Below are 26,165 nucleotides of genomic sequence, written 5' to 3' on the forward strand. Positions count from 1 at the left end.
CGGGCCGGCAGGCTCCGGTGCCTTTGCCTGTCGGGGCACTAGGCTCGCGGCATGGCCAAGTACTTCGACGTTCACCCGGAGAACCCTCAGCGGCGCATCATCGGCCAGGTGGTGGAGATCGTCCGCAGCGGCGGGCTGATCGCCTACCCGACGGACTCCTGCTTCGCACTCGGCTGCGCGCTCGGCAACCGGGACGGGATCGACCGCATCCGCTCGATCCGCCAGCTCGACGAGCGCCACCACTTCACGCTGATGTGCGAGGACTTCGCCCAGCTCGGACACTTCGTGCGGATCGACAACGCGGTCTTCCGCACGGTCAAGGCGGCTACGCCCGGCAGTTACACCTTCATCCTCCCGGCGACGAAGGAGGCTCCGCGCAGGCTGCTGCACCCGAAGAAGAAGACCGTCGGGGTGCGGATTCCCGATCATGTCATCGCGCAGGCGATCCTTGCCGAACTCGGCGAGCCGCTGCTGTCGAGCACCCTGCTCCTGCCGGAGGAGGACAAGCCGCTGACCCAGGGCTGGGAGATCAAGGACCGCCTCGACCACGTGGTGGACGCCGTCATCGACTCCGGCGACTGCGGCACCGAACCGACGACCGTCGTCGACTTCTCCAGCGGCGAGGCCGAGCTCGTGCGCCTCGGGGCGGGTGACCCCTCCCGGTTCGAGTAGCCCCGGAAAGCGGCGCGCGACGTGGGTCGTCCTCGCGGAGGACCCACGTCGCTGCCGTTGTGGGGGGATGCCGGTGCTGCCGTTGTGGGGGGATACCGGTCCCGAAGGTCAGCTGGTCGTCACGGCGGTGTCATCCACGACGAAGCTGGTCTGCAGGGAGGAGTCCTCGACACCGCTGAACTTGATGCTCACGGTGGTGCCGGCGAACGAGGACAGGTCGAACGTCTTCTGCGCGTAGCCGGTGGCCTTGTTGAGGTTGGAGTAGGTCGCCAGTGTGGTCGATCCGGCGGTGACCGTCAGCTTGTCGTACTGCGAGCTGGTGGTGGTCTCCGCGGTGTCGATGTGCAGGTAGAAGGTGAACGAGGCCTTGCAGCCGCTGGGGATGGTCACCGACTGGGAGAGCGTGTCGGTGTGGGTGGAGCCGTAGCCGTCCAGCCAGGCCTTGTACGAACCGGCGTGGGCCGCCTCGTCGGTGTCGTTGTTGATGACGCCGCTGGTCGCGGTCCAGGTGGTGCTGCCGGACTCGAAGCCGGCGTTGCCGAGCAGCTGCGCCGAGGTGCAGGTGCCGCCGCCACCGGAGGAGCTGACGGTCCAGGTGAACGACGCGGTGCCGGTGGCGCCGGTGCTGTCCGTGACGGTCACCACGGTGCTGTACGTACCGGCGGTGGTCGGGGTCCCGGTGATCGCCCCGGTGGAGCTGCTGATCGACAGGCCGGTGGGCAGGCCGGTCGCGGAGTACGTCAGGGAGCCGGTGTTGGTGCTGCTGGCCGAGACCTGCAGGCTCACCGCGGTACCGACGGTGGAGGACTGGCTGCCCGGGTTGGTGACGGTCACACCGCTGGTCGGCGGGGTGACGTGACTGCCGACGGCGATGCCGGCGAAGGCGTTGGCGACACCCGCGTACTGGGCGGAGCTGGCGCCGTACAGCGCGGTCGCGGCGTTCAGCGCGGCGGTGCGGGCACCCGCATAGTTGGTGGTCGACGTCATGTACGTCGTCAGCGCCTTGTACCAGATCTGCAGGGCGGCGGCGCGGCCGATGCCCGCGACGGCCACGCCGTCGGAGGTCGAGCTGGTGTACGTGACACCGTTGATGGTCTTGGTGCCGCTGCCCTCGGAGAGCAGGTAGAACATGTGGTTCGCCGGGCCCGAGGAGTAGTGGACGTCCAGGTTGCCGACGCCGGAGTACCAGCTGTCCGCGGAGCCGCCGTCCTTGCTCGGCTTGTCCATGTAACGCAGCGGGGTGCCGTCCCCGTTGATGTTGATCTTCTCGCCGATGAGGTAGTCGCCCACGTCGGAGGAGTTGTTGGCGTAGAACTCCACACCGGTGCCGAAGATGTCGGAGGTGGCCTCGTTGAGGCCGCCGGACTCACCGGTGTAGTTCAGGCCCGCGGTGTTGGAGGTGACGCCGTGGCTCATCTCGTGGCCCGCGACGTCCAGCGAGGTCAGCGCGTGGGTGCTGCTGGTGCCGTCACCGTAGGTCATGCAGAAGCAGCTGTCGTCCCAGAAGGCGTTGACGTACGCCGTGCTGTAGTGGACGCGCGAGTAGGCGGCGACACCGTTGTTCTTGATGCCGCTGCGCCCGAAGGTGTTCTTGTAGAAGTCCCAGGTCGTCTGGGCGCCGTAGGCCGCGTCCGCGCCGGCGGTCTGGGTGTTGGAACCCGCGCCGGTGCCCCAGACGTCGTCGGCGTCCGTCATCAGCGTGCCGGTGCCCGAGGTGCCGTTGTTCAGCGAGTACGTCTTGTGGCTGCCGCGGGTCGAGTCCGTGAGCTGGTACGTCGATCCCGACAGCGTGGTGTTCAGCGTGACCGTGCCGCTGTACTGGGTGTTGCCGGTGCCGGTCTGGATGCCCTCGTACCGGGTGAGTTCCTTGCCGGTGGTGGCGTCGGTGACGACATGCAGCTTGCTCGGCGTGCCGTCGTCCTGGAAGCCGCTGATCACGGTCTCCCAGGCGAGCCGGGGGGTGCCGGTGCCGGCCCAGATGACCTTGCGGGCGCTGTCGGTGGAGGGCTTCTCCGCCTTGAGCGACTTGGCCGTCTTGAGTGCCTGGGCTCCGGCGGTCGCCTTGGTGACGGCCGGGGTGGTGCTCGCGACCTTGATGGCGTGCTTGTTGTTGAAGGTCGTGCTCACCGTGCCGGTGGCCTGCGAGGCGGGCGGGGTGTGGACCACGATGTCGCCGCCGAGCACCGGGAGGCCGGCGTAGGTGCGCTCGTAACGGGTGTGCAAGGTGCCGTCGTTGTCCTTGACGACGTCCTTGACTACCAGCTTCTCCTTCGAGCCGAGGCCGAGGGTGCCGGCGGTCGCCGTGGTCTGCTTCGATGCCTTCGTCAGCAGCGCCGCGTGCTGGGCCGGGGTGAGCTTTGCCTCAAGTCCCCCTGTACGCAGGGGAGTTGTGTGGGGGGCAGGCTTGGCGACTGCCGGGACCGTCTGTATACCGACGGCCAGGAACGCGGCGGTGGCCACCATGGCTCCGGCCGCGGTCGCCTGACGGGGGAAACGTCTCACTCGTACTCCTACTGCTTCGGCCGCGGTCGGCGGCCGGTGACAGACCGGGCAGACGGGATGTGCTGTCCGGGAAGAGCTGAGCAGGGGCGCGCGGGAACGCGACTGTGGGCAGGCCATGGACGACCTGTCCGACAGGTGTGGGAAGGATCGCACTTTTGACCTAGCCATGACACGCAGTTGAGGGCGATCGAGGGTTATCCCTACGCCCGCGCACCGAAACCCCCGCCACGCGCCGCGTCCCCCGGGCGACGACACGTCGTACAGGGCCGGGTACGACGTACCGGGCCCGGTACGTCGTACCCGGCCCTGTACGTCGGCGGACCGGAGCGGACCGGCGACCGCCGGACGGCGGGCAGTCGCCGTGATTCCCGGCGGGCCGCGATGATCGCCGCGTCGTTTAATGACGGAGTCGGAGGAGTCGTCCTCGATCAGGAGCTGCCCATGTCGGCGAGTCAAGCCCCTTCAGCCAGCGGGCGGACCAGGCCTGGAGTGCTGCAGCGGCTGGGCGAGTGGTGCGCCCGCCATTTCGTGATCGTGATCGTGGCGTGGCTCGTCGCTCTCGGCGTACTCCAGGGGCTGAACCACTCCTTCGGCGGACAGTACTCGGACAACTTCTCACTGCCGGGAGTGCAGTCCACGAAAGGGCTGAACGTACTCAAGAAGCACGATCCGGCCGCGGGCGGCTACAGCAGCCAGATCGTGCTGCGCGACACGCAGAAGCCGCTGACGGAGCTGAGTTCCCAGATGAGCCAGACCGTCGACTCCCTGGAGAAGCTGCCGCACGTCATGTCGGCACAGAACCCGCTGCCGCCGCCCGGGTCCCAGCCGCCCTCGGGGCAGTCCCAGCAGCAGAACGTCGGACCCCTGTCCAGCGACGGGAAGACCGGCTACATCACGGTCCGTTTCGACGTGCAGCCCTCGACCCTGGGCGACGACTACCTCCACGGCGTGGACAACGCCGTCAAGCCGCTGCGGTCCGCGGGGGTCGACGTCGAGTACGGCGGCCCGCTGGGCGAACTGGCCCGGCCCGCGGCGAACGACAAGATCAGCGAACTGATCGGGTTCGCGGTGGCGATCGTCGTCCTGCTCGTCGGGTTCGGCAGTGTCATCGCGGCGGGTCTGCCGCTGGTCACCGCCCTGGTCAGCGTGGTGGGTGGCCTGGCCGTCCTCGGCCTGCTCGCCGCCGCGACCACCTTCGCGACCGTGTCACCGACGCTCGCCACCATGATCGGACTGGGCGTCGGTATCGACTACGCCCTGTTCCTGATCACCCGCCACCGGCAGAACCTCATCAACGGGGCCGACCCGGTGCGGGCGGCGGGCCGGGCCGCCACCACCAGCGGACGGGCCGTCCTGGTCTCGGGCTGCACCGTGATCGTCGCCCTGGCCGGGCTGTCGGTCTCCGGCGTCTCGTTCATCAGCAAACTCGGCCTCGCGGCGGCCGTCACGGTCGTCTCCGCGGTGGCCGGCGCGCTGACCCTCGTACCCGCCCTGCTCGGGCTCATCGGCAAGCGCATCGACCGCTATCACGTGCGCACCCCGATCGCGGAGACGAACGCCGAGCCCGGGGCGCCCGCCACCGGCACCTGGCACCGATACGCCCAGCGCGTCGAGCGGCATCCCTGGCGGTTCCTGACCGGCGGCCTCCTCACGGTGGTCGTGCTGGCCATCCCCCTGTTCACCATCCAGCTCGGGCACATCGGTGACGGCGCCGACCCCACGTCCTTCACGGACCGGCGGGCGTTCGACATCATGGCGGACTCCTTCGGGCCCGGCTCCAACGGCCCGCTGACGGTCGTCATCGACCAGACGAACGTACCGTCGGACAAGCGTTCATCTCTGGAGTCACAGGCGCAGAAGACACTCGACGGTGTGTCAGGGGCCGCCGTGGTCACGCCGCTGACGACCACCCAGGACGGAGACGTGCTGGTGGGCACCGTCTACTCCAAGGTGTCCCCGCAGAACCAGGACACCACGGACCTGGCGAACCGTCTGGTGGACGACACCCTGCCGCAGGCGGTGACCGGGACCTCCGCCAAGGGCTACGTCACGGGCACGACGGCCGCCCAGGTCGACTTCCGGAACATCGTCTCCAGTCGGCTGCCCCTCATCATCGCCGTGGTGGTGGGGCTGGCCTTCATCATCATCCTGATCGTCTTCCGCGGCCTGCTCGTCGCACTGAAGGCGGCCGTCCTCAACGTGCTCTCCATCGCCGCCTCCTACGGTGTCGTCGTCGCCGTCTTCCAGTGGGGCTGGGGCGGGCCCGCGCTCGGGGTCTCGGGCAAGGTGCCCATCGAGAGTTACGTGCCGATGATGATGTTCGCGATCATCTTCGGGCTCAGCATGGACTACGAGATCTTCCTGCTGTCGCGGGTCCACGAGTTCTGGCTGCGCAGCGGGGACGCGAAGGCGAGCGTCGCGCACGCCCTGGAGATCACCGCCCGCGTCATCACCTGCGCCGCTCTGATCATGATGAGCGTCTTCGCCGCGTTCATCCTGAGCGACAGCATCGTCGTCAAGATGCTCGGCCTCGGGCTCGCCGTGAGCGTGCTGATCGACGCGACGGTCGTACGGCTCCTGATGGTTCCGGCGGTGATGACACTGCTCGGGCCGCGCGCCTGGTGGGCACCTCGCTGGCTGGACCGGATCCTCCCGCACATCGACCCGGAGGGCGACACCCCCTAGGGACGGCGCCTGCGCACGTCCCCGAGCACGCGCCGAAATCCGCGCGCCCGGGGACGCACGGGTCCCTAGCATGGCGTGATGCCTCGCATCGAACGCCTGCGACTCGACCACGCGCCCGCGCTGCTCTCGTTCGAGCGGGAGAACCGCGCCTATTTCGCCGCGTCGATCTCCGACCGCGGCGACACCTTCTTCGCCCGGTTCGACGCCCTGCTCCACGAGCGTCTGGCCGAACAGGCCGAGGGGGTGGCCCACTTCCACCTCGTGGTGGACGACTCCGGCGCGGTGCTGGCCCGCGTCAACCTGGTCGACGTGGCACGCGGTTCGGCCGACCTCGGATACCGCGTCGCCGAGCGGGCCGCGCGGCAGGGGCTCGCCACGGGCGCCGTACGGGAGATGTGCGCCCTGGCGGCGAGCGCGTACGGCCTGAGCACCCTGCGCGCCGTCACGACCGTCGGCAACACCGGATCCCGGACGGTTCTGGCCCGCACCGGGTTCCTCCTGACCGGCGAGACCGAACTGAACGGGCGACCGGGCCTCCGCTTCTCGCGGGAGCTCCCGGCCGCCGGCGCGGTGCCCTCCGCCGCCGACGCCGCGCTTCCGGCAGGGCGCGCCACCGGTCAGGAGAGCGGTTCGGCGGCCGGGTTGATCGGCGACTGATAGGCGCCGCTGGCCAGCATGCGGACCTCGCCCGCCGGGCTGATCTCGGCGCGGAGGATGCCCGTGGGATCGCTGTACACCGGGTTGCCGCCCGGCCCGTGGGCAGTCGTCCGCTCGACGACCACCTCATCCGTCACCATGCGCGCATCCGGTCCGGGATGGGTGAAGGTCAGCCGGTAGCGGTCAACGGTCTTCATCAGGGCCTCCGCGCCGAAGCGACAAATGCAGGTAAGAAGGACTAGGTCTCCATCATGCGTCCACACGCCCGCGAGCCGCGTCGCCCGCGCCGGGCCCGTCTGCCGACCGGCGTAGCGACCGATCACGGAACGTGACGCCTCTCGCCACCGGAGGCCGGGCAGTGTAGACATAGCTCATGGTCGGACTATTGGGTCGAACCCGGGCTCAGTCGACCCGCCGCCCCAGTACAGCGCAACATGAGCGTGGGCCACACGACGGCAAGCACAGGCACGGCCCGTCCAACGGGCTACGTACCGCCCTGGGCGGGCGCAGTGTCGCCGGACAGGTGTTCGTCCTGCAAGTGGTGATCGTGCTGCTCCTGGTCGTCGCCGCGGTGGTCGCACTGGTACTCCAGGTGCGGCATGACAGCACACAGGAGGCCCGCAACCGCTCGCTGGCCGTCGCGCAGACCTTCGCCAACGCGCCCGGCACGCGCGCGGCCCTCGCCGCCCCCCATCCGACGGCCCTTCTGCAGCCCAGCGCCGAAGCCGCCCGCAAGGCGTCGGACGTGGACTTCATCGTCGTACTGAACACCGACGCGATCCGCTACACCCACCCCAAGCCCGACCGGATCGGCAAGAAGTTCATCGGGACCACCGCTCCGGTGCTGGCCGGGCATTCCGTCACCGAGCAGATCACCGGGACGCTCGGACCGCTGGTGCAGGCCACGGTCCCCGTCAAGGCACCCGACGGCACGGTCGTCGGCATGGTGTCCGCCGGGATCACCACGGCGACCGTGGGCGGCACGGCCGACCACCAGCTGCCGCTGGTGCTGGGCGCCGCCGCCGTGGCGCTCGCCCTGGCGACCGCGAGCACCGCGCTGGTGAGCCGGCGCCTGCTGCGCCAGACGCACGGCCTCGGCCCGTACGAGATGACCCGGATGTACGAGCACCACGACGCCGTGCTGCACTCCGTCCGGGAAGGTGTGATCATCATCGGCGCGGAGGGGCAGCTGCTCCTGGCCAACGACGAGGCGAACCGCCTGCTCCGCCTGCCCGCGGACGCCGAGGGACAGCACGTCCAGGAACTCGGTCTCGACTCGGGCACCGCGGAGCTGCTGGCCTCCGGGCGCGTCGCCACCGACGAGGTGCATCTCGTCGGGGACCAGCTCCTGGCCGTCAACCAGCGGCCCACAGACCTTCCGGGCGGGCCGGCCGGCAGCGTCGCCACGCTCCGCGACTCGACCGAACTGCGCGCGCTCTCCGGCCGGGCGGACATCGCCCGCGAACGGCTCAAGATCCTCTACGACGCCGGCGTGCGCATCGGGACGAGTCTGGACGTCACCAGGACGGCCGAGGAACTGACGGCGGTCGCCGCCCCCCGGTTCGCGGACTTCGTCACCGTGGACCTGGCCGACGCCGTACTCAACGGCCAGGAGCCGGACGCGGGTGCCGGCTTGCGCCGCACCGCCTCCGGCGGCATCCGCGAGGACGCGCCGCTCTATCCGGTCGGGGAGCACATCGGGTTCATCCCCTCCACGCCCCAGGCCCACAGTCTGCGAACCGGAGAGGCCGTGGTCGAGCCCGACCTCGGCGGTGCCCCGGGCTGGCTGGCCCAGGACCCGCAGCGCACCGCACAGGTCGTCGACTACGGGATCCACTCCCTCATCACGGTCCCGCTGCGCGTCGGACCCCTGGTCATGGGCGTGGTCAATTTCTGGCGCTCCGAGAAGCCCGACCCGTTCGACGCGGACGATCTCGCCCTCGCCGAGGAACTGGTCGCCCGTGCGGCGGTCTCCATCGACAACGCGCGCCGCTACACGCGCGAGCACACGATGGCCGTGACCCTCCAGCGCAGCCTGCTGCCGCGCACCCTGCCCGACCAGAGCGCCCTCGACCTCGCCTATCGCTATCTGCCGGCGCAGGCGGGGGTCGGCGGCGACTGGTTCGACGTGCTGCCGCTGCCCGGTGCCCGGGTCGCGGTCGTCGTCGGCGATGTGGTCGGCCATGGACTGCTGGCCGCGGCGACGATGGGCCGGCTGCGTACGGCGGTCCACAACTTCTCCGCGCTCGATCTGCCGCCCGACGAATTGCTCGGTCTTCTGGACGAACTGGTCGGCCGGATCGACCAGGACGAGCTCTCGGACGACACCGGAGCCGCCGTCACGGGCGCCACCTGCGTGTACGCCGTCTACGACCCGACGACCCGGCGCTGTACCGTCGCCCGCGCCGGACACCCGCCGCCCGCGGTGATCCGTCCGGACGGCAGCGTCGAGTTCCCCGATGTGCCGGCCGGCCCGCCGCTCGGTCTGGGCGGTCTGCCGTTCGAGACGGCCGAGCTGGAACTGGAGGAGGGCAGCCGGCTGGTGCTCTACACGGACGGCCTGGTCGAGGACCGGGAACGGGACATCGACGTCGGGCTGGAACTGCTGCGCACGGCGCTGGCCGGAGCCGACCGCTCGCCGGAGGACACCTGTCAGGCCGTGCTGAGCGCCCTGCTCCCGGCCCGGCCGAGCGACGACATCGCCCTGATCGTGGCCCGGACCCACGCCCTCGGCCCCGACCGCATCGTGTCGTGGGAGGTGCCGTCCGAACCGGCCGCCGTGGGCGAGGTCCGTGCCTCGGTCAGCCGGCAGCTGGCCCGGTGGGGGCTCGACGAGCTGGCGTTCACCACGGAACTGGTCCTCAGCGAGCTGGTAACCAACGCGATCCGCTACGGCAACGGGCCCATCGGGGTCCGTATGCTGCTGGACCGCACGCTCATCTGCGAGGTCTTCGACGGCAGCAGCACCTCACCGCATCTGCGGTACGCGGCGACGACGGACGAGGGCGGGCGCGGCCTGTTCCTGGTCGCCCAGCTCACCGACCGCTGGGGCACCCGCTACACGCCCGAGGGAAAGGTCATCTGGGCGGAACAGCCGCTGCCCTGAGCCGGACGCTCCCGGCAGCGGCAGCGGCGGCGGCACCGCTACGGCCGTACGACGGCGACGCGGCCACGGGGATACCTGGGATTCCCGTGCCGAGGGTCGGCTCGGTCGGATGCCGGGGTTCGGCTCGGTCGGATGGTTCGGGCGCCCCGCCCGCGGGCGGGCCCTCTGGGGCGGGGCCGGGTCAGCCGGAGCCGGGCGGGCCGTCCCGGCCGTCCGACTCGCCCGCCGGACTCGCGCCGGTCGGGGCACTCTCCGCGTCGCCGGCCGCGTCCGCCGGAGTCATGGCGGCGGCGCCTCCCTGGAGCCGCTCCAGGTCGGAGGGGCGCACCTGGATGACGATCAGGGCGACCAGCGCGGCGAAGACCGCGAAAACGGCGGCGGCGACGAACGCGCCCGTGATGCCGGACGTCAGCACCTGGCCGCTCCAGGGCGCGGGCAACTGTCCCGTTCTGCGGAACTGCAGTTGCTGGGCGGGGGTCGCGGTCGACAGGAAGTCAGCGACCTGGTTCGTGGCCTCGTTGCGGCTCGCCGTGCCGAAGACCGTGACCAGTACGGACAGGCCGAGGGATCCGCCGACCTGCTGGGTGGCGTTGAGGATGCCGGAGGCGGCGCCCGTCTCCTTGGGCTGGACTCCGGACACGGCCATCAGCGTCAGCGACACGAACTGCAGGCCCATGCCGAAGCCGAAGACCAGAGTCGGTCCGAGGATGCTGCCGAGATACGTGCTGTCGACATCGGTCAGTGTCAGCCAGCCGAGGCCCAGGGCGCAGAGGACCGCGCCCACGGCCATGAAGGGTTTCGGCCCCCACCTGGGCAGCAGGTTCGAGGCGACTCCCGCGCCGATCGCGATGATCGCGCTGATCGGCAGGAACGAGATGCCGGCCTTGAGCGGGCTGAAGCCCAGGATGTTCTGCACGAACAGGGTCAGGAAGAAGAACATCCCGAAGATCGCGGCGGAGAGGCTCAGCATCATCGCGTAGACGCCCGAGCGATTGCGGTCGCGGAACATCCACAGCGGTGTGATGGGTTGTCTCGACCGGCGTTCGACGGCGATGAAGGCGATCAGGAACACCAGTGCCGCCCCGAAGGCCGCGAGGGTGACCGGGTTGCTCCAGCCCTTCTCCGAGGCCCGGATGAAGCCGTAGACGAGCAGCACCATGCCCAGCGTGGAGGTGAGGGCGCCCAGGAAGTCGAAGTGGCCCGGGTGGCGCTTGGACTCCTTGATGTAGCGGGGCGTGGCGAGCACGATCAGCAGGCCGATGGGGATGTTCACGAAGAACACCCAGCGCCAGTCGAGCCACTCGACGAGGATGCCGCCGGCCAGCAGCCCGATGGCGCTGCCGCCCGCGGAGACGGCCGCGAACACGCCGAACGCCCTGTTGCGCTCCGGCCCTTCGCGGAAGGTGGTGGTGATCAGCGCCAGCGCGGTGGGCGACGCGATGGCCCCGCCGACGCCCTGCAGCGAGCGTGCGGCGAGCAACTGCCAGGATTCCTGGGAGAGTCCGCCGAGCAGCGACGCGAGGGCGAAGAGCACCACACCGAACATGAAGACCCGGCGTCTGCCGAGGATGTCCCCGGAGCGTCCGCCGAGCAGCAGCAGACCGCCGAAGGTCAGCGTGTAGGCGTTGATCACCCAGGACAGGTTCTCGGTCGAGAAACCGAGCGAGGTCTGAATGTGCGGAAGCGCGATGTTCACGATGGTGATGTCGAGGACCACCATCAACTGGCAGGAGGCGATGACGAGGAGCGCGATACCGCTGCCTCGGCCCCGCTGCGGGGACTCGGCAGAATCGGAGGATGTCACGTGACCGGCCGTCATCGGGGATGGCCCTGGATCGCGGGTCGGCGGCGAACGTGGGTGTTCACCCCATCGACGTTAAGCCTGCCCGCCCGGCCCCACCAATCGATCAACGCGCGGGACCGGGATCACCGCCTCACCTGGCCAGCCTGCCCAGCAGGGACGACGCGGACAGGACACCGAGGGCCGCGGCCACGGCCAGGACGCCGTAGTCCAGGGCCAGGTGCGCGGGCGTTCCGAGCAGCAGGCCGCGCAGGGCGTCGACTTGGTAGCTGAGCGGGTTGACGAGACTGACGGCCTTCAGCCAGCCGGGCATGACGGCCACCGGGTAGAGGGCGTTGGAGGCGAAGAAGAGGGGCATGGTGATCGCCTGGGTCAACGTCGGTTCACAAGACATTTACTGTCGACCGACGTCCGACTGCCGGGGCGGTCGATGCGCGCCCCAAACGCGTACTGGCCTGCATCGAAGGGCACTAAGGACGCGATCTTGAGCCTGTCCCCGGTGGGTACTTGAGACGCCTCGCGGATCGCCTCCGAGACAGGGTGAGCCCGAAAACCGGGTCCAGGTTCTGTACGGCCACGTGGTCTTTGAGCCCCTTCCTCGTTGGGTGCGGATCCTCTGGAGTGAAGGTCGGGATCAAGCGGTGAGGCGGTAGTGCTGCTGGTCAGGGCTGAGGTAGAGGCGTTGATGTTCGCGGGCCACGTGGAAGTTCCAGTAGTCCTCGAAGTCGCCGTTGGGTGTGGATCCTCTCGGGGGACGGTTGAGCTGGGGTTTTGCGGGTGTGGTGGTAGGTGAGGTAGTCGCCGACGCCGAAGCCGTCCTCGAACTCCGCGCCGTCCAAGCCAACGGCGACCTCGACGACTGCCTCACCTACCACCACACCCCCGAACACCAGCGCACCTACCCCGACCAGCACGACTACCAACTCGGCGCCTGATCAACGGCCTTCACTCGACAGGATCCGCACGCTCGGCCAGGTGCCGGCCGATCCGGTCGATCACTGCGGCGTGGTGGGTCAGGCCGTGGGTGTCGACTCCGCCTGTGATCTGCCGGCCGTCGTGCGTCATGCTGGTCATGTCCGTCCATGCGTGTCCGATCCGAGGGCGGCACGCGCCGGTCGGGCGGGTGGACAAGACAGTGACGGGGCTTCTGGGCCAAGCTCCCATGAAGTCACAAGCGCCCGTCCGGCCGCGTGCGTGGTGACACCCGATGGGCCGACAAATCCCAGACAGGGCAGTCGAAACGTCAGCCAGTCGGAGGGTCGGACCCACCAGCAGCGTCACCACGTCACATCCTCACTGTCAGTCGGCGGCGAGCAGGTGGGCGGGGGCGATCCGGGACAGCCCCCGGATCGGGACTGTCAGAGCCGCGCTCACCAGGGCGGTCGCGGCAAGCGTGGCCAGCAGTGCGGCGCCGGCGACCGCAAGGAGGTGTCCGTGCAGCACGCCCTGACCGAGCGACAGCACCACGAGCAGGCCGCCCACCGCGCCGGTCAGGCCGCCCAGCAGAGCCAGTCCGATCCCCTCGTACAGGGTCAGCATCGCCAGCTCGCGGTTGGTCCAGCCGGTCGCCCGCAGCACCGCGAGATCGGCGGCGCGCTCGCGCTGCGAGATGATCAGTACGTCGATAGCGCCGGCGGCACCCAGCAGCAGGGAGAGGGCGACGCTGAGGTAGTCGGCCCCGCGTGCCTGCGCCACCACGGCGTTGCCGAGCAGCGAGCCGGCCGCCTCGCCGCGGAAGGCCAGTGTCAGGGCGAGCAGCACGGTGAAGGCGGCCACTCCCAGCGCCAGCCCTGCCGCGCCCAGCAGCGTGCGGCCCCGCACCCGCAGCAGGTTGAGCACGGCCAGTCCGGCCACCGAACCCACCGGGCGGGAGCGGCGGGCCGCGGTCACAGGGGGTCGGACGGCTGCCATAGGCCCCAGCCGGGCGGCGAGCCAGGCGGGGATCAATCCCGCCGCCAGGGCCACGAGGAGCGCCACCGGCAGGACGAGGAGTGACTTGGCGCCGGCGCCGGGCTGTCCCAGCATGCGGCCAAGGGCGTAGGCGAGGGCCGTGCCCGCGGCTCCGGCAGCGAGGCCGATGACCGCCAGTTCGCCGAGGACCAGGCGGAGTACTTCACCGCCGCTCCAGCCCAGGCAGCGCAGCGTGCCGATCTCGGTGCGGCGTGAGCGCACCGAAGCCAGCGCCGCCTGCCCGAGGAAGAGCGCGCACACGACGAGGACCAGTACGAAGAGCACCGCGCTCTTGGTGTCCACCGCCCTGAGGATCCGCAGTGCCACGCCCTTGGCGACCCAGCGCTCCGTCACATGCGCCGAGGGACTCAGCGCCACCGTCTGAGGGGCGGGGGAACTGCCGACGGTGACGTCGACCTGGAGCCGGGGGTAGGCGGCCCGGATCGCCCCGGCCACGGCGTTCACCCGCGCACGGGAAGCGGTGTCGACGCCGCTCACGCCGGCCACCCGGATCCTGATCGCGCTGACCGGCGCCTTGTCCTGCAGGCTCGGGACCCGGCGGCTCTTGGTGAGCGCGGTGATGGAGTCCATCGTCGTCAGCATGGTGGGCGGCGGGCTGGCGTAACCGCCCAGGTTGCGGTCGGGCCGCAGCGGCTTGTCGTGGAGCACCGCGCGCGTGGCGGGGTCCGCGCCGGTGACCTGTGGCGACTGGTAGGTCTCCAACGGGACGTCGGACAGTGTCGAGAAGCCGCGCAGTTTGCCGGTGTCGTAGCGGCCGACCAGGCGGACGAAGGGATTGGGCAGGCGCCCGGAGTCGACCTGGTCGCAGTATCCCAGGCCTAGGCAGTCCGTGGAGGCATGGCTGACCACCTTCCGGTACTGCTTGCCCTGGTTCTCCTCGGGGACGTAGGGGACGGGCCGCTGTCCTTGGTTGGTCACCCACAGGCCGGGCTTCTGCCGCGGCTGTGCCTGCACGGCGAGGTCGCCGTCGGATGTCCGGCGGTAGGTGACAGGGCCCACCGTCCAGTAGGCGCCGGTGTCGAAGGAATCCTCCTCCAGCGCCTTCCGGTAGCCCTTGCTCAGATCGACGCCGACCTTGCCCACACGGGTCCCGTGCAGGCCGCGGACGAAACTGGCGGCTGTCGGATTGCCCAGTTTGGAGGGCAGCTCGGCCGGGTCACCGACATCGAGCCGCTCGACGGCGGCGTTGAGCGTTCCGGCGGTCAGCGGGCTGCTGCTGAGCAGCGCCGGGATGTACGAGTCGTGCTGTCCGTGGATGCTCTTGGAGGACGGCAGCGTCCACGGCTTGTCCTGCTCGGTGAGCATGCGGCCCGAGGCGATCGCGCCGCCCAGGCCCACCAGGCGGTTCTCGGCCTCAGGATCGACGGCGGACAGCAGCACGGGGTAACTGACCGGAACGTCGATGGTGGCCTTGCCCTGCCCGGACTGACAGTTCATCCACGAATTCAGGTCCCGGTCGAACGCCGACCTGTCACTGAGATCCTCGGCGATGAGGTTCGGCCTCATCGGCAGTTGCAGGTTGAAGTCCGTCTGCTCGGTCTTGTCCCGGTTGAAGTAGAAGCAGACGTCGTACTTACCCTTCAGCCGATAGCGCTGGGTGCTCTTGTCGACCGCGCCCTTCTCCAGGGTGTCGGACTGGAAGACCTGATCCGACGACGACCCCGACGTCAGGGGGGAGCGGGTGAGGTAGACGTACTCGTCGGAGGTGCGATAGGCGCCCAGTCCGGCCGTGAGCGTCGGGCTGATGCGCAGGATCTGCCGGGACGCCTTGCTGTCCAGGAAGCGGGAGACGTCCACGGTGACGGTGCTCATCACCATGAGGTACCCGATGTTGGCGACCGGTGCGGCCACGTCGATCCCGGCCATGCCGCGGATGCGCCGGTACTGGTCCATGGTGATGCCGCCGAACGTGCCGGACAGGAAGTTCGGCTCGACCAGTCCGCTCTGCCGTTCCACGTCCGTCTGCGAGTTCGGCGGGCGCACCAGGACGTCGTAGGCGGACCGTGCGTTCTTGCGGACCGTGCCCACGGTGGTCGCCCTGCTGGTGCTCACCGTCGCGGTCAGCAGGGTGAAGCTGGTCGCCGCCACCAGGATGCCGGCGGCCAGGGCCAGCGCCCGCCCGCGCCGCCGCCGGAGCTGATCGAGGATCATCGTTATCACGGGCGCAGGCCCCCCAGCCGGTTCAGCACGTCGCCGGACGGCGTGACCCGCTGGTCGGAGGTGATCCTGCCGTCCTGCAGACGCACCACCCGGTCGCCGTTGGCGGCGACCTCCGCGTCGTGGGTGGCGATCAGCATCGTCATCGCGTACCGCTCGCGCAGCGACATCAGCAGATCGATGATCTCCCGCCCGATGACGCTGTCCAGGTTGCCGGTCGGCTCGTCGGCCAGCAGCAGTCCCGGCCGGTTGACCAACGCGCGGGCGACGGCGACGCGTTGCTGCTGACCGCCCGACAGCTGCGAGGGCAGGGCGTCGGACCGGTCTCCCAGGCCGACCGCTTCGAGCAGTTCCATGCCGCGCTCGCGCCGGTCGAAGTCCACTCTGCGGGGCAGGACGGGGGCGAGCACGTTGTCCAGCGCGGTCAGCGCGGGCAGCAGATGGAAGCGCTGGAAGACGAAGCCGATACGCCGCCGGTGGCGGTCGAGGTTCCGGGGCACCAGCTCCGTGCCGTCGATCTCGACATGCCCCTCGTCGGGCTGGTCCATACCGCCCGTCACATGCAGCACGGTGGACTTGCCGGCACCGGAGGCCCCGGTCAGCATCACCACCTCGCCGGCCGCGACCTCCAGGTCGATCCCGTCCAGAGCGGTCAGCCCGGGATACCGGCGGCTCACCCCGCGCAACGCCACGCTCACAGCCATAGATGCAGCCTCACCCTCATACATTGTCGCAATTCAAGGGTATGTTGTCACAATGCAGAAGGGAGCAATGCCGAAGGGAGAGGTATATGCCGCTCCACCACGCGGTACTCGCGCTGCTGACCCAGCGGCCGAACCACGGATACGAACTCAAAGCCCGGTTCGAGGAGGCCATCGGCCCGCAGTGGGGTGGCCTGAACATCGGCCACCTCTACCAGATCCTCGAACGGCTGGTCCGTGACGGCTATGTCTCACGCTCACAGGTCACGCAGACCGACCGGCCCGACAAGAACCTCTACACACTCACCGAGGCCGGCAGGACCGAGCTGAACACGTGGGCGACCAGCGCCTGGGTACGTGTCGGCGGCTTCCGCGACGAGCTGTTCCTGAAACTCCTCGGCGCCGTCGCCCTGGGCCCGCACGCCCTGACCACACTGATCGAGGCACAGCGGCAGACATACCTGTCCGAACTCGCCGGCCTGGCACAGCAACGCCGGGCCCACGCCGCCGAGCCGCTGGTCGCGGTCCTGATCGACGCCGCCATCGCGCACACCAAGGCCGACCTCGGACTGCTGGACAGCGCCTCGGCACACCTGGCGCCGCTCGCCGCGGCCCAAGACGCACAGGCGCCACAGCGTTCACAGCCCCAAGGATCCGGCGGTACGGACACCACCAGCGACGACAACGGCAGGAGAGGACGCCGGTCGGAGTCCGCATAGCCGACGCCACGCGCGTTCAAAGGTGGTTACGGCTGAGCGCAGCCGTCACCCGGCGCACAGCACGCGCTTGCGCGGCGACGACCGGACCCCGCACCCGGCGATGTGAAGCGACGGCGCATGCGATCCGGGTTGGGTGCGGTTCCTCCGGAGTGATGGACTGATCGAGAGCGGGTGTCAGGGGCGGGTACCAAGATCGCCGCATGGGAGTCATCTATGGCTACTTCGCTGCTGCTGACGATGACGACGCGGTCCGGGCCGTGACGCGTGAGGACGACGAACCGACCGCGACGGGCTATGACGGGTTCGACGTCAACGGTATGGATCCGACCGTCGACCTGCTGCCGGCGGAGGTGATCCTTTCGGGCCGGTCTGCCGAGACCATCCAGGCGGACCCGCGGTACGGTCACCTGCTCGCGACGGCCGACGATGGGCAACTGTTGCGTCTGTCGCTGACAGATGCCCTGCGTGACGCGTTCGCCGCCGCTGACCGCGGTTCATTGCACCACGTGGCCCAGGTATGGGCCGCATCGGACGTGTTCCCCACACCGCCGGATCCACAGGGCCTTGCGGAGTTCCTCGAGCAGGCCATCGACCTGGCGGGCCGGGCGGTCGAGCGAGGGCATCGCCTCTACTGCTGGATCTGCGTCTGACGGGCGCCTACCCCCTTGCCTTGCCAGTTCAGCACCAGGGAGGAGGTTGAGACGGGGACCGTCGCTAGTGCCCCGGCAGGCAACGTTTACCCGTCAAGGAGCGGCGTCCGGTGCGTGCTCTCGGCGTGCCGGGTGCAAGCCCTCGTACTGGACGTACTTGGGCTTGTGCCCGGTGCGGCGAGTGGGGGTCCCCCCTGCTCGAAGAGCTTGGGGGAGCGTGCCGGGCGTCGCGACGGGGCGAACGTTGCCTGCCGGGGCACTAGCTCCTGATCAGACTGTAGGCCCGTGTTCCTGCTGGCGGGATACGGGATGGAGATGCCGGTGCCCGCGATGCCCGTGGTAAGGCCACTAGTCCTCGAAGTCACCATTTGCGGCGATGGGCCAGCCGTTGGCCGGTGCGGTGTCGTAGTGGAACTGGTCATCATTCAGGACTTCAGCGGGCGTCTTCCAACCGGATCGTTTCCGGGGCCTGCTGTTGAGGGCGTGAGACACGACCTGGAGCTCATCTGGCCACCACCTGGCCAGGTCGGTGCCCCTGGGAAAGTACTGGCGGAGAAGCCTGTTCGCGTTCTCGTTCGTCCCGCGCTGTCAGGAACTGTGCGGGTCCGCGAAGTAGACCGCGACGCCAGTGTCGAGCTTGAACTGGGCGTCAACGCCTTCATTCACCCTGCCGGCCTGCCCATCACACTCCCACCACTGCGAGTGTTGCGACGACCGGTTGAATCCACCCTGTGACCCGGCATCGGCGTGAAGTCTCAACTCGTCTTGGCTCTGGGGGGATTCCGTCCCAATCGCGTTGCCAAAAGGCCATGTCCAGGGCTTCCAGGACGAGCGGGTCTCTTTCCTTGTCGCGGCGGACCAGCCAACGATCCGGCGAATCTGCCCGCACAGTCGCACTGCAGCACGATAAAACCATCCGCCACTGGGAGATCCTGTATCACTCGCGCTATACCCGCTGGTCAGCCGTGCCGCCACTGCTTGGAAGCGGTACCGCGATGGCCTGCCCGATGCCCATCAGCCGGTCGCGGGTGAGCACGATGCCCGCGATCGTCATCGACAGGCGGGAGAAGAACGCCGAACCGAGCACGACGGCCACGGCCACTCCGAGGAGCCGCAGCGGGTTCCAGGTCATCGCCACCCCGAGCAGTGCGGCGATCACGACGACCACCACGGCCTGGATCAGCGCCTTCACTCCGGCTGCGAACGCCTTGCCGGTGATGAGCGCGGAGCGGGGTGTGGGGGTGACGAGGAGTTTGGTGAGGATGCCGGCGTCCCGCTCCCAGATGATCATGATGCCGTAGAAGATGGCGATGAACATGGCGGACTGGGCGATGATGCCCGGCGCCAGATAGTCGAGGTAGGGGATCCCCCCGGTCGGGATCGCGTGGATCCGGGTGAACGTCTCGCCGAAGATCAGCAGCCAGAGCGCCGGCTGGATCGCCCGCGTGTACAACTCGGTACGGTCGTGGCGGAGTTTCTGGAGCTCGACCGCGCACATCGCGGCGACCCGGGTGGGCAGCACGCGCCAGCCCGTACGGGCCCTGGGCGGGGTCACGAGCAGGTCGAGGCTCCCGGGGCGGACGCTCTCAGCCGACGCGGGAAGCGGTACGGCGGGTGCTTCGGACATCGCTGAAGTCTCCTGATCGGTCGTCGAATCCACTGCCGGCCACATCGCGGAAAACGTCTTCCAGCGTGGGCGGTTCAGCGTCGCCGTCGATCCCACGGCGCTCGCCGAGACCCGCCCGGAGCTGCTGTGGGGTGCCGAGCGCGCGGACGCGTCCACGGTGCATCAGCGCGACCCGGTCGCAGTACTGGTCGGCCTCGTCCATGTAATGGGTCGTCACGAGGACGGTCATCCCGGTGGCGGCCCGTACGGCGTTGATGTGCTCCCACACGCTGGTGCGGGCGATCGGGTCGAGGCCGATGGTCGGCTCGTCCAGGATCAGCAGCCGCGGCGCACTGACCAGGGCCTGGGCGAGTTCCAGGCGGCGCACCATGCCTCCGGAGTACGTCCTGGCGAGCCGGTCGGCCACGTCGGTGAGGCCGACCGCGTCGAGCGCCTGGGCCACACGGGCCGCGCGTTCACGCCGGGACACGTCGAAGACGCGGGCGAACAGGAGCACGTTCTCCCTGCCGGTGAGCCCGGAGTCGGCGGACAGTTGCTGCGGCACGTAGCCCAACAGGCTTCGTACGGCCATGCGTTCACGGGTGGCGTCGTGCCCGAAGACACGGACCTTTCCCGAGGGGACCGGCAGCAGCGTGGTGATGCAGCGGAGCGCCGTGGTCTTGCCGGCGCCGTTGGGGCCGAGCAGTCCGAACACCTCACCGTCACGGACGGCGAGGTCGAGACCGTCGACGGCGGTCATCTCGCCGAAGGCGTACACGAGTCCCGCACAGGACACGGCGTCCGGGGGCGGGCGCGACGGCGCCGTCCGCGGCCGCTCCCGTCATCACGGCGTCGGCGTCGGCGTCGACCGCGGTGGCCGGGACCGGCGTTCGGGGCGTGTCCGCCCGGTCGCCGGCCGGGTCCGCCTCGTCGCGTGGGGGTTCCGGGTTCTCCTGCCGTGCGGGTTCCCCGCGTCCGCTGCTGTGCCCTGTCATGTCTCCTCGGCCTCCTCGTGCAGGTTCGCCGCCAGTTTGCGCAGGGCCGGAAGAGCGGCCTCCAGCGCGGCACGGTCGGCCGCGTCGAGGCGCGCCACCTGGCCGCGTACGAGCACCGCGCGCCGCTGCCGCCAGTCGCGCAACCGGGCATCGGCCGCCGGGGTGGACAGCAGCCTGGCGGCGCGCCGGTCGGCCGGGTCGGTCTCGCGGACCAGATAGCCGTCCGCGACCAGCCGGTTGACCAGCGTCGAGACCGAATTGCCCGCCAGATACAGCTCCTTGGCCGCCTCCGACACACCGATGCCCGGCCGGTCGACGACCAGCCGCAGCAGATCGACCTCGGCACCGCGCAGGCTCGGTCCTGCCGTGCCGCGGCGCAGCCGCCGTCTGATCAGCCGCTGCAACCCGGCCAGCGTGTCCGCCAGTGCCTCGGGGAAACTCTCCGACTCCGACCTCACGGTCCGAGGTTACCTCTGTGTCAGAGGTAATTCGGGAAAGGGAGGGTCAAGAGACCGGGCTCAGGCGGCGAGACCCTAGGTGTGCACCTCGGTTCGGGGGGTAACCGTTGACCTGCTCACCGGCGTATCCCAGCGCCGGGTGGATCCCGACGGGTCAGTTCCCCCTTGGAGGTAACCGTGCCGGCCGAAGAGGCTCCTGTGACCATCGACGCGACCTTGTACGGCGAGGGCATCGCCCTGGTCACCGTCGCCGGGGAACTGGATGTCGAGACAGCCCCCGAGCTGCACCACCGCCTGGCCGACCAGGTACGCGGGGGCCGACGGCACCTGCTGCTCGACCTGTCCGCGGTCCCCTTCATGGACTCCTCCGGCATCAACGCCCTGCTCAAGGCCCACGACGCCGCCGGACACGCGGGAGGCGGAGTATGCCTCGTGTCCCCGGCGCCGGCCGTCCAGCGCGTTCTGGATCTCACGGGCGTCAGCCTCGCCATACCGTCGGTGGCCGATGTGGACGCCGCACTGGTCCGCATCGGAGAAGGGACGGCCCGGCACTAGGCGGAGCGGGCCTCGAGGGTGTCCACGTCGTGGAGCTGTGCCGACGCGGCCGCGCAGAAGGCCGCCAGCCCCTCCACGAGCGCCTCCCGCCCGGCGGCCGGCATCTGCGCGAGGACGGCTTCCACGGCCCGCTCGCGCCGTGCGCGCAGTTCCGCGAGGAAGGTCCGGCCCTGGGGGCTCAGGAACAGGCGCAGCTCGCGGCGGCTGGTGGTACTCGGTGCCCGTTCGACGAACCCCACGGCCTGCAGCCGGTCGCAGAGTCTGCTGGTCGAGGGAGGTGTGGAGCCGAGCGCGTCGGCCAGGGTCCTCAGGTTGATGCCCTCGCCGTGTTCCAGGATGAACAGCACCCGCAACTGGGAGGCGGAGACCGGGGCCGTCGAGGCGCGGCCCCAGAGGATCTCCAGAAGCTCGGCGGCCTCGGCGGTCACGCGGGCCACCTCGCTGCGGCGTGGACGCGGGCCGGAGGAAGTCACCGTCCAACTCTCCCAGTCTTCCCGGGCGCTGTCAGCCTGTCGGCGCGACACCAGGAACGAAAGGGTGGATACCGGCCCTCGAACCCCTTGGACTCCTTGAACTTCTCGAAGATTGGTCTGTGCGACATCGTGAACAGATTCGTGGCCGCGGAGCGTGCCCTGCGCACCGCGGCGCCCCATCAGCTGCTGGACGCGGTCCGTGACGTGCTGTGCGATCACTACGCGGCCGATTCCGTCGAACTCTTCATGGCCGACTACGGGCTCACCGTGCTGCAGCCCGTCTCGGTGCTTCCGCACACCCTGGAACCCATTCCGGTGCACACCAGCCCCGAGGGCCGGGCCTTCGGCGCTCAGGAACCCTTCGTGGAGGAACGCGGCGACGGGGGCGTACGAGCGCACCTCCCGGTGACGGTCCGCGGCGACCGGCTCGGCGTCCTGTCCGTCGTCCTGCCCTCCGCCGCCTGCGACGCGGACACGGTCGCCGAGCTCGCCGACATCGCCGAGGTCCTCGGCCACGAGGTGCTCGTGGCCGAACGCGACACCGACCTGTACCTCCAGGCCCGCCGCAAGGACCGGCTGACCCTGGCCGCGGAGATGCAGTGGCAGCTCCTGCCCGGCCGCTCCTGCTCCCGGCCCGAGTACGAGCTCGGCGCCCAGCTGGAACCCGCCTACGCGATCTTCGGCGACAATTTCGACTGGTCGGCCGACGCCGAGCGGCTGTCCCTCTACGTGACGAACGGGATGGGCGAGGGTATCGAGGCGTCACTGCTCACCAATCTCGGTATCAACGCCCTGCGCAACGCGCGCCGGGCCGGCATCCCGCTCGCGGACCAGGCGGCGCTCGCCGATCAGGCGGTCCACGCCCAGTACCGCGGCGACCGCTATCTGTCCGTGCTCATGCTCGACTTCGAGCTGTCCACCGGCCGGATGCGCGTGATCGACGCGGGATCGCCCCAGATGCTGCGGCTGCGCGGCAGGACCGTCGAACGCGTCGAGTTCGAGGCCCAGTTGCCCCTCGGCATGTTCGAGGAGACCGACTACCTCGTCCAGGAGTTCCGGGTGGAACCCGGCGACCGGCTCCTCTTCGTGAGCGACGGCGTCCACGCCGTGGCCGGGCCGGGCGGCGAGAGGTACGGGCAGAAGGCCCTGGCCAGGGCGATCAGCTCCACCCGGCTGCTGCCCGCGGCGGAGGTGCCCCGCGCCGTCCTGCGGGAGCTGACCGGTCACCGGGGCAGGCCCGGCCCGGAGGACGACGCCCTCGTGGTGTGCCTCGACTGGCACGGCCCGGCGAGCGCCCGGCACGGCGCAGCTCGGTAACCGGCTCAGGCGGCCGGCCTGGCTCCCGCTGGGCCGGCCGGAAGCGGCACTTGTCAGAACCTCACGACCGCGTGGACCGTCTTGCCGTCGGGGCGGGACAGCACGGTCAGCTCGGCGGACAGCCGGTGCACCAGCGGCCAGCCGAAGCCGCCCTGTCCGGTCAGGTCGAGGCGCTTCGGGCGCGGCGGCTCGGGGTCGTCGTCGGAGACCGAGATGCCCACCCCGTGGCCCATGTCCCTCAGGTCCAGGCTGCACAGACGACCGCGCGCGTGGCGCACCACGTTCGTCACGAGCTCCGAGACCACGAGCGTGACCGCCTCGGCGGTCTCGCGCGGCACGGCGCGCGGCAGGCCGCCGAGGAACGTGCGGACCATCCGCCGGGCGTGCACGGCGGCCTGCGGATCCCGCTCCAGTCTCGCACCGAGATCGGGACCGAGATCGCAGGACGGTTCGACGGTGGTCATGCCTTCGCCTCCCTTGCCGTACGTCCCGCCCGCGCGCCGCGCGGCGGCGCCCCTCCGCGCTGATCGAAGTGCCGGGCAGGCTGTCTCCCCTTGTTCCCGGACCTCCGGAGGCCATGTCACAGGTGTCCCCGGCTTCACACCCCGTCCACAGGCGTCCCCCTCCGAGACGGCGCCCCGAGGCCGGCCCACGGCGAAAGGTCTCGGGGACAGGGGACTGCCGCGGCGGATCGGGGGCACTAGGCACGCGTCCCGGACGCCCACGGGTGGTTCGGCGACATCGCTCCCGTGTCGGTCGTCGGGGCCGGGCGACCCCGAGGCCGGCACGGTCGAGCGGCCGGGGTGGTGGCCCTCGCCGGGCAGCGGCCGGCAGGGCCGCCACCCCGGCACTGCTCCGCGTTCCGCCCGGGGCGACCGGACGGAACGCGGCACGGACTGTCGGAACGCGGCACGCACAACAGGAGACTGCGGATGTCCCAGACCATCGCTGCACGAGTCGAGGCGTACGGAACGGTGGCCCCGGCGGAGGCGCGTCGCCGCAAGCAGCGGTTCCGCAGACGCCTGGAACGGCTGATCGGCATCGCCGCCACCGAGGGAAATGAGCTGGTTCCCCTGCGCAACGGCGACCGGATCTTCGCCGCGATGCTCGACGCGGTGCGGTCCGCCGAGCACACCATCGACATGATGACCTTCGTCTACTGGCGCGGGCAGATAGCCCGTGACTTCGCCGCCGCGCTGGCCGACCGGGCGCGGGCGGGCGTCAGGGTGCGGCTCCTGCTGGACGGTTTCGGCGCGAAGCGGATCGAAGGGGACCTGCTGCGGTCCATGACCGCAGCGGGTGTGCAGGTCGCGTGGTTCCGCAAGCCGCTGTGGCTCTCGCCCCTGAAGCAGAACCACCGCTGTCACCGCAAGGCGCTCGTCGTCGACGAGCACACCGCGTTCACCGGCGGCGTGGGTATCGCCGAGGAATGGTGCGGGGACGCCCGCGGTCCCTCCGAGTGGCGGGACACGCACGTCAAGGTGCGGGGGCCGGCCGTGGACGGCATCGCCGCCGCGTTCGCGCAGAACTGGGCGGAGTGCCACGACGAGCTCTTCGACGACCGGGACCGCTTCACCGGGCACGGTCAGCCGGGGACGGCGACGGTGCAGGTGGTGCGGGGCTCGGCCAGTTTCGGCTGGCAGGACATGCAGACCCTCATCCGGGTGATGCTCGGCTCCGCGGAGGAACGCTTCCGCCTCGCCACCGCCTACTTCGCTCCCGACACCTACTTCGTCGACCTGCTGTGCGCGACGGCGCGCCGCGGTGTCCGGGTGGAGATCCTGCTGCCCGGTCCGTACACCGACCAGCGGGCTTGTCAGCTCGCCGGCCAGAACCACTACGGCACGCTGCTGGCCGCCGGTGTCGAGATACGCCAGTACCAGCCAACCATGCTCCACACCAAGATCATGACAGTGGACGGGGTGGCTTCCCTGATCGGTTCCACCAACTTCAACCGCCGCTCGATGGAGCACGACGAGGAGGTCATGCTGGCCGTCCTCGACGAGGCGTTCACCGCGACCCTCGACCGGGACTTCGACGAGGACCGGGAGAACGCCGTGAGCATCGATCCGACCCGCTGGCGGCGCAGGTCCCCGGTCCAGCGCGCCAAGGAGCTGGCCGTCGTACCCCTGCGCCGTTTCCTCTAGGAATCGTCGGACAAACCCTGGTCCGGTCGGGTCCGGACGGGATCGGTCAGGGGGTCAGCGGGGCCGTTCGCCGGTCTCGCAGACCTTGCGGGCGATCTCCCGCAGTTTGATGTTGTGGTCCTGGGAGGCCTTCTTCAGCACGGCGAAGGCGTCCTCCTCGCTGAGGCCGTGACGTTCCATGAGGATGCCCATCGCCTCACCGATCTCGTGGCGGGTCTCCAGGGCATGGCCGAGCTGCTGGTGTGTACGGGCCGCGGACAGGGCGACCGCGGCGTGCGAGGCCAGGACCCAGCCGGCACGCTGGGCCGACTCGTCGAACATGTTCGGACGGCGCGAGTACAGATTGAGGGCGCCGAGTTCGTCCTCGTCGGTGAAGAGCAGGAAGCCCATCATGCTGCCCATGCCGAGCTTTCTCAGTTCGGGCGCGAAGCGGGACCACTTCTCGTGCGGCCGGCGCAGGTCCTCGATGGCGTAGAGCTGCTCCCGGTCGGTCACCGCGTCGAAGCACGGTCCCTCCCGCAGGTCCTGCTGGATCCGGTCCGCCATGCGCACGACGTCACTGGTCGCGGCCAGGGCGCTGACCTCACCGCGGCGGACGGTGAGGATGCCGCCCTCGTCGCAGCCGTTGATCAGCACCGTCGCGTGCTCCACGATCCGGTCCAAGGTCGCCTGCACCGAGTCCTGCGCCAGCAGGTCCCGTGCCATGTCCGCCAGGGCGACGGCAAACTTCTCCCAGACCTCGCCGGACTCCTGCGTCATGGGCCATCCGATCATCCGTCGAAGCGAAACCAGCGCTTACCCGGGGGTTCCATTGTGACACCGTGGTTCACCCCCGCCGTGGCGGCCGGGTGAGGTCCGTACGCCGGCCCGGGCGCATCCCGCCGTACGGCGCGGCCGCCCCTTACGGCCGCTCCAGTATCCACGGGATCTTTGCACGACTCGCCTGTTTCATCCGGCGGATCAAGGGTGACCCGGGAAGGGACCGAATTCCGA

Annotated in this window: 21 protein-coding genes and 3 pseudogenes; 10 read left to right on the plus strand and 14 right to left on the minus strand. The window is 69.9% G+C overall.

The annotated features are described in order from the left end of the window. The first annotated feature begins 51 nt into the window (after positions 1–51). On the plus strand, positions 52–672 hold the full coding sequence (locus OG485_RS04270) for an L-threonylcarbamoyladenylate synthase (RefSeq protein ID WP_328664644.1): 621 nt from the start codon (positions 52–54) through the stop codon (positions 670–672). 108 nt (positions 673–780) lie between these two features. Here the strand turns inward: OG485_RS04270 and OG485_RS04275 are convergent, their stop codons facing one another. Beyond that, positions 781–3,174, minus strand: coding sequence for a M4 family metallopeptidase (locus tag OG485_RS04275; protein ID WP_443048653.1), 2,394 nt, complete (start codon positions 3,172–3,174; stop codon positions 781–783). 441 nt (positions 3,175–3,615) lie between these two features. Between OG485_RS04275 and OG485_RS04280 the strand changes: the two genes are divergently transcribed. Both OG485_RS04280 and OG485_RS04285 read left to right on the plus strand, forming a co-directional pair. Continuing rightward, on the plus strand, positions 3,616–5,859 hold the full coding sequence (locus OG485_RS04280; RefSeq protein ID WP_328664646.1) for an MMPL family transporter: 2,244 nt from the start codon (positions 3,616–3,618) through the stop codon (positions 5,857–5,859). Between the two features lie 78 nt (positions 5,860–5,937). After that, complete coding sequence (locus OG485_RS04285; RefSeq protein ID WP_328664648.1) at positions 5,938–6,516, plus strand: GNAT family N-acetyltransferase; 579 nt, start codon at positions 5,938–5,940, stop codon at positions 6,514–6,516. On the opposite strand, the gene OG485_RS04290 is transcribed toward OG485_RS04285, so the two are convergent. Continuing rightward, entirely contained in the window at positions 6,477–6,713 is a 237-nt protein-coding gene (locus tag OG485_RS04290) for a DUF6296 family protein (protein WP_328664655.1), read from the minus strand. The genes OG485_RS04285 and OG485_RS04290 overlap by 40 nt on opposite strands. A 176-nt stretch (positions 6,714–6,889) precedes the next feature. Here OG485_RS04290 and OG485_RS04295 point away from each other — a divergent pair, with 176 nt between their 5' ends. Next, positions 6,890–9,622, plus strand: coding sequence for a SpoIIE family protein phosphatase (locus OG485_RS04295; protein ID WP_328664657.1), 2,733 nt, complete (start codon positions 6,890–6,892; stop codon positions 9,620–9,622). 181 nt (positions 9,623–9,803) lie between these two features. Here OG485_RS04295 and OG485_RS04300 read toward each other — a convergent pair whose 3' ends face one another. Further along, on the minus strand, positions 9,804–11,441 hold the full coding sequence (locus OG485_RS04300; RefSeq protein WP_328664659.1) for an MFS transporter: 1,638 nt from the start codon (positions 11,439–11,441) through the stop codon (positions 9,804–9,806). A gap of 115 nt (positions 11,442–11,556) precedes the next feature. After that, positions 11,557–11,793: pseudogene (locus tag OG485_RS04305) on the minus strand (ABC transporter permease); the annotation flags it as partial. Between the two features lie 409 nt (positions 11,794–12,202). On the opposite strand from OG485_RS04305, the gene OG485_RS04310 reads away from it, so the two are divergent. Beyond that, complete coding sequence (locus tag OG485_RS04310) at positions 12,203–12,358, plus strand: hypothetical protein (RefSeq protein ID WP_328674855.1); 156 nt, start codon at positions 12,203–12,205, stop codon at positions 12,356–12,358. A 10-nt stretch (positions 12,359–12,368) separates the two neighbouring features. Here OG485_RS04310 and OG485_RS04315 read toward each other — a convergent pair whose 3' ends face one another. The 3 genes from OG485_RS04315 to OG485_RS04325 all read right to left on the minus strand — a co-directional run bounded on the left by OG485_RS04315 (position 12,369) and on the right by OG485_RS04325 (position 16,255). Further along, on the minus strand, positions 12,369–12,497 hold the full coding sequence (locus OG485_RS04315) for a hypothetical protein (RefSeq protein ID WP_328664663.1): 129 nt from the start codon (positions 12,495–12,497) through the stop codon (positions 12,369–12,371). Positions 12,498–12,722: 225 nt separating this feature from the next. Further along, complete coding sequence (locus OG485_RS04320; RefSeq protein ID WP_328664665.1) at positions 12,723–15,545, minus strand: FtsX-like permease family protein; 2,823 nt, start codon at positions 15,543–15,545, stop codon at positions 12,723–12,725. A gap of 5 nt (positions 15,546–15,550) precedes the next feature. Then, a complete protein-coding gene (locus OG485_RS04325; protein WP_225900152.1) occupies positions 15,551–16,255 on the minus strand; it encodes an ABC transporter ATP-binding protein in 705 nt (234 codons plus the stop codon). Positions 16,256–16,341: 86 nt separating this feature from the next. Here OG485_RS04325 and OG485_RS04330 point away from each other — a divergent pair, with 86 nt between their 5' ends. Together OG485_RS04330 and OG485_RS04335 are read left to right on the plus strand one after the other, a co-directional pair. Then, positions 16,342–16,971 (plus strand): PadR family transcriptional regulator, encoded by a 630-nt coding sequence (locus tag OG485_RS04330; protein ID WP_328664673.1) that lies wholly within the window; start codon positions 16,342–16,344, stop codon positions 16,969–16,971. A 200-nt stretch (positions 16,972–17,171) separates the two neighbouring features. Beyond that, positions 17,172–17,621, plus strand: coding sequence for a hypothetical protein (locus OG485_RS04335; protein ID WP_328664674.1), 450 nt, complete (start codon positions 17,172–17,174; stop codon positions 17,619–17,621). 348 nt (positions 17,622–17,969) lie between these two features. Here OG485_RS04335 and OG485_RS04340 read toward each other — a convergent pair. The 4 genes and pseudogenes from OG485_RS04340 to OG485_RS04355 all read right to left on the minus strand — a co-directional run. Next, positions 17,970–18,269: pseudogene (locus tag OG485_RS04340) on the minus strand (IS30 family transposase); the annotation flags it as partial. Between the two features lie 334 nt (positions 18,270–18,603). Continuing rightward, positions 18,604–19,248: pseudogene (locus OG485_RS04345) on the minus strand (ABC transporter permease); the annotation flags it as partial. Next, positions 19,208–20,023, minus strand: coding sequence for an ABC transporter ATP-binding protein (locus OG485_RS04350; protein WP_328664675.1), 816 nt, complete (start codon positions 20,021–20,023; stop codon positions 19,208–19,210). The gene OG485_RS04350 and the pseudogene OG485_RS04345, both read right to left, overlap by 41 nt. A 195-nt stretch (positions 20,024–20,218) precedes the next feature. Next, positions 20,219–20,680: a MarR family winged helix-turn-helix transcriptional regulator gene (locus tag OG485_RS04355; protein WP_328664676.1), complete on the minus strand. Its 462-nt coding sequence runs from the start codon at positions 20,678–20,680 to the stop codon at positions 20,219–20,221. Positions 20,681–20,878: 198 nt separating this feature from the next. Between OG485_RS04355 and OG485_RS04360 the strand changes: the two genes are divergently transcribed. Continuing rightward, entirely contained in the window at positions 20,879–21,235 is a 357-nt protein-coding gene (locus OG485_RS04360; RefSeq protein ID WP_328664677.1) for an STAS domain-containing protein, read from the plus strand. On the opposite strand, the gene OG485_RS04365 is transcribed toward OG485_RS04360, so the two are convergent. After that, positions 21,232–21,663, minus strand: coding sequence for a MarR family winged helix-turn-helix transcriptional regulator (locus OG485_RS04365; RefSeq protein WP_328664678.1), 432 nt, complete (start codon positions 21,661–21,663; stop codon positions 21,232–21,234). The genes OG485_RS04360 and OG485_RS04365 overlap by 4 nt on opposite strands. A 174-nt stretch (positions 21,664–21,837) precedes the next feature. Between OG485_RS04365 and OG485_RS04370 the strand changes: the two genes are divergently transcribed. After that, entirely contained in the window at positions 21,838–23,025 is a 1,188-nt protein-coding gene (locus tag OG485_RS04370) for a PP2C family protein-serine/threonine phosphatase (protein WP_328664679.1), read from the plus strand. Between the two features lie 53 nt (positions 23,026–23,078). Here the strand turns inward: OG485_RS04370 and OG485_RS04375 are convergent, their stop codons facing one another. Continuing rightward, positions 23,079–23,489: an ATP-binding protein gene (locus OG485_RS04375; protein ID WP_328456309.1), complete on the minus strand. Its 411-nt coding sequence runs from the start codon at positions 23,487–23,489 to the stop codon at positions 23,079–23,081. 468 nt (positions 23,490–23,957) lie between these two features. Here OG485_RS04375 and OG485_RS04380 point away from each other — a divergent pair, with 468 nt between their 5' ends. Next, positions 23,958–25,172, plus strand: a complete 1,215-nt coding sequence (locus OG485_RS04380; RefSeq protein ID WP_328664680.1) for a phospholipase D-like domain-containing protein — start codon at positions 23,958–23,960, stop codon at positions 25,170–25,172. A gap of 54 nt (positions 25,173–25,226) precedes the next feature. Here the strand turns inward: OG485_RS04380 and OG485_RS04385 are convergent, their stop codons facing one another. Then, complete coding sequence (locus tag OG485_RS04385; protein ID WP_328664681.1) at positions 25,227–25,931, minus strand: GAF and ANTAR domain-containing protein; 705 nt, start codon at positions 25,929–25,931, stop codon at positions 25,227–25,229. Positions 25,932–26,165 lie beyond the last annotated feature (234 nt).

It is taken from the genome of Streptomyces sp. NBC_00328 (genome assembly GCF_036139655.1).
Taxonomy (GTDB): Bacteria; Actinomycetota; Actinomycetes; order Streptomycetales; family Streptomycetaceae; genus Streptomyces.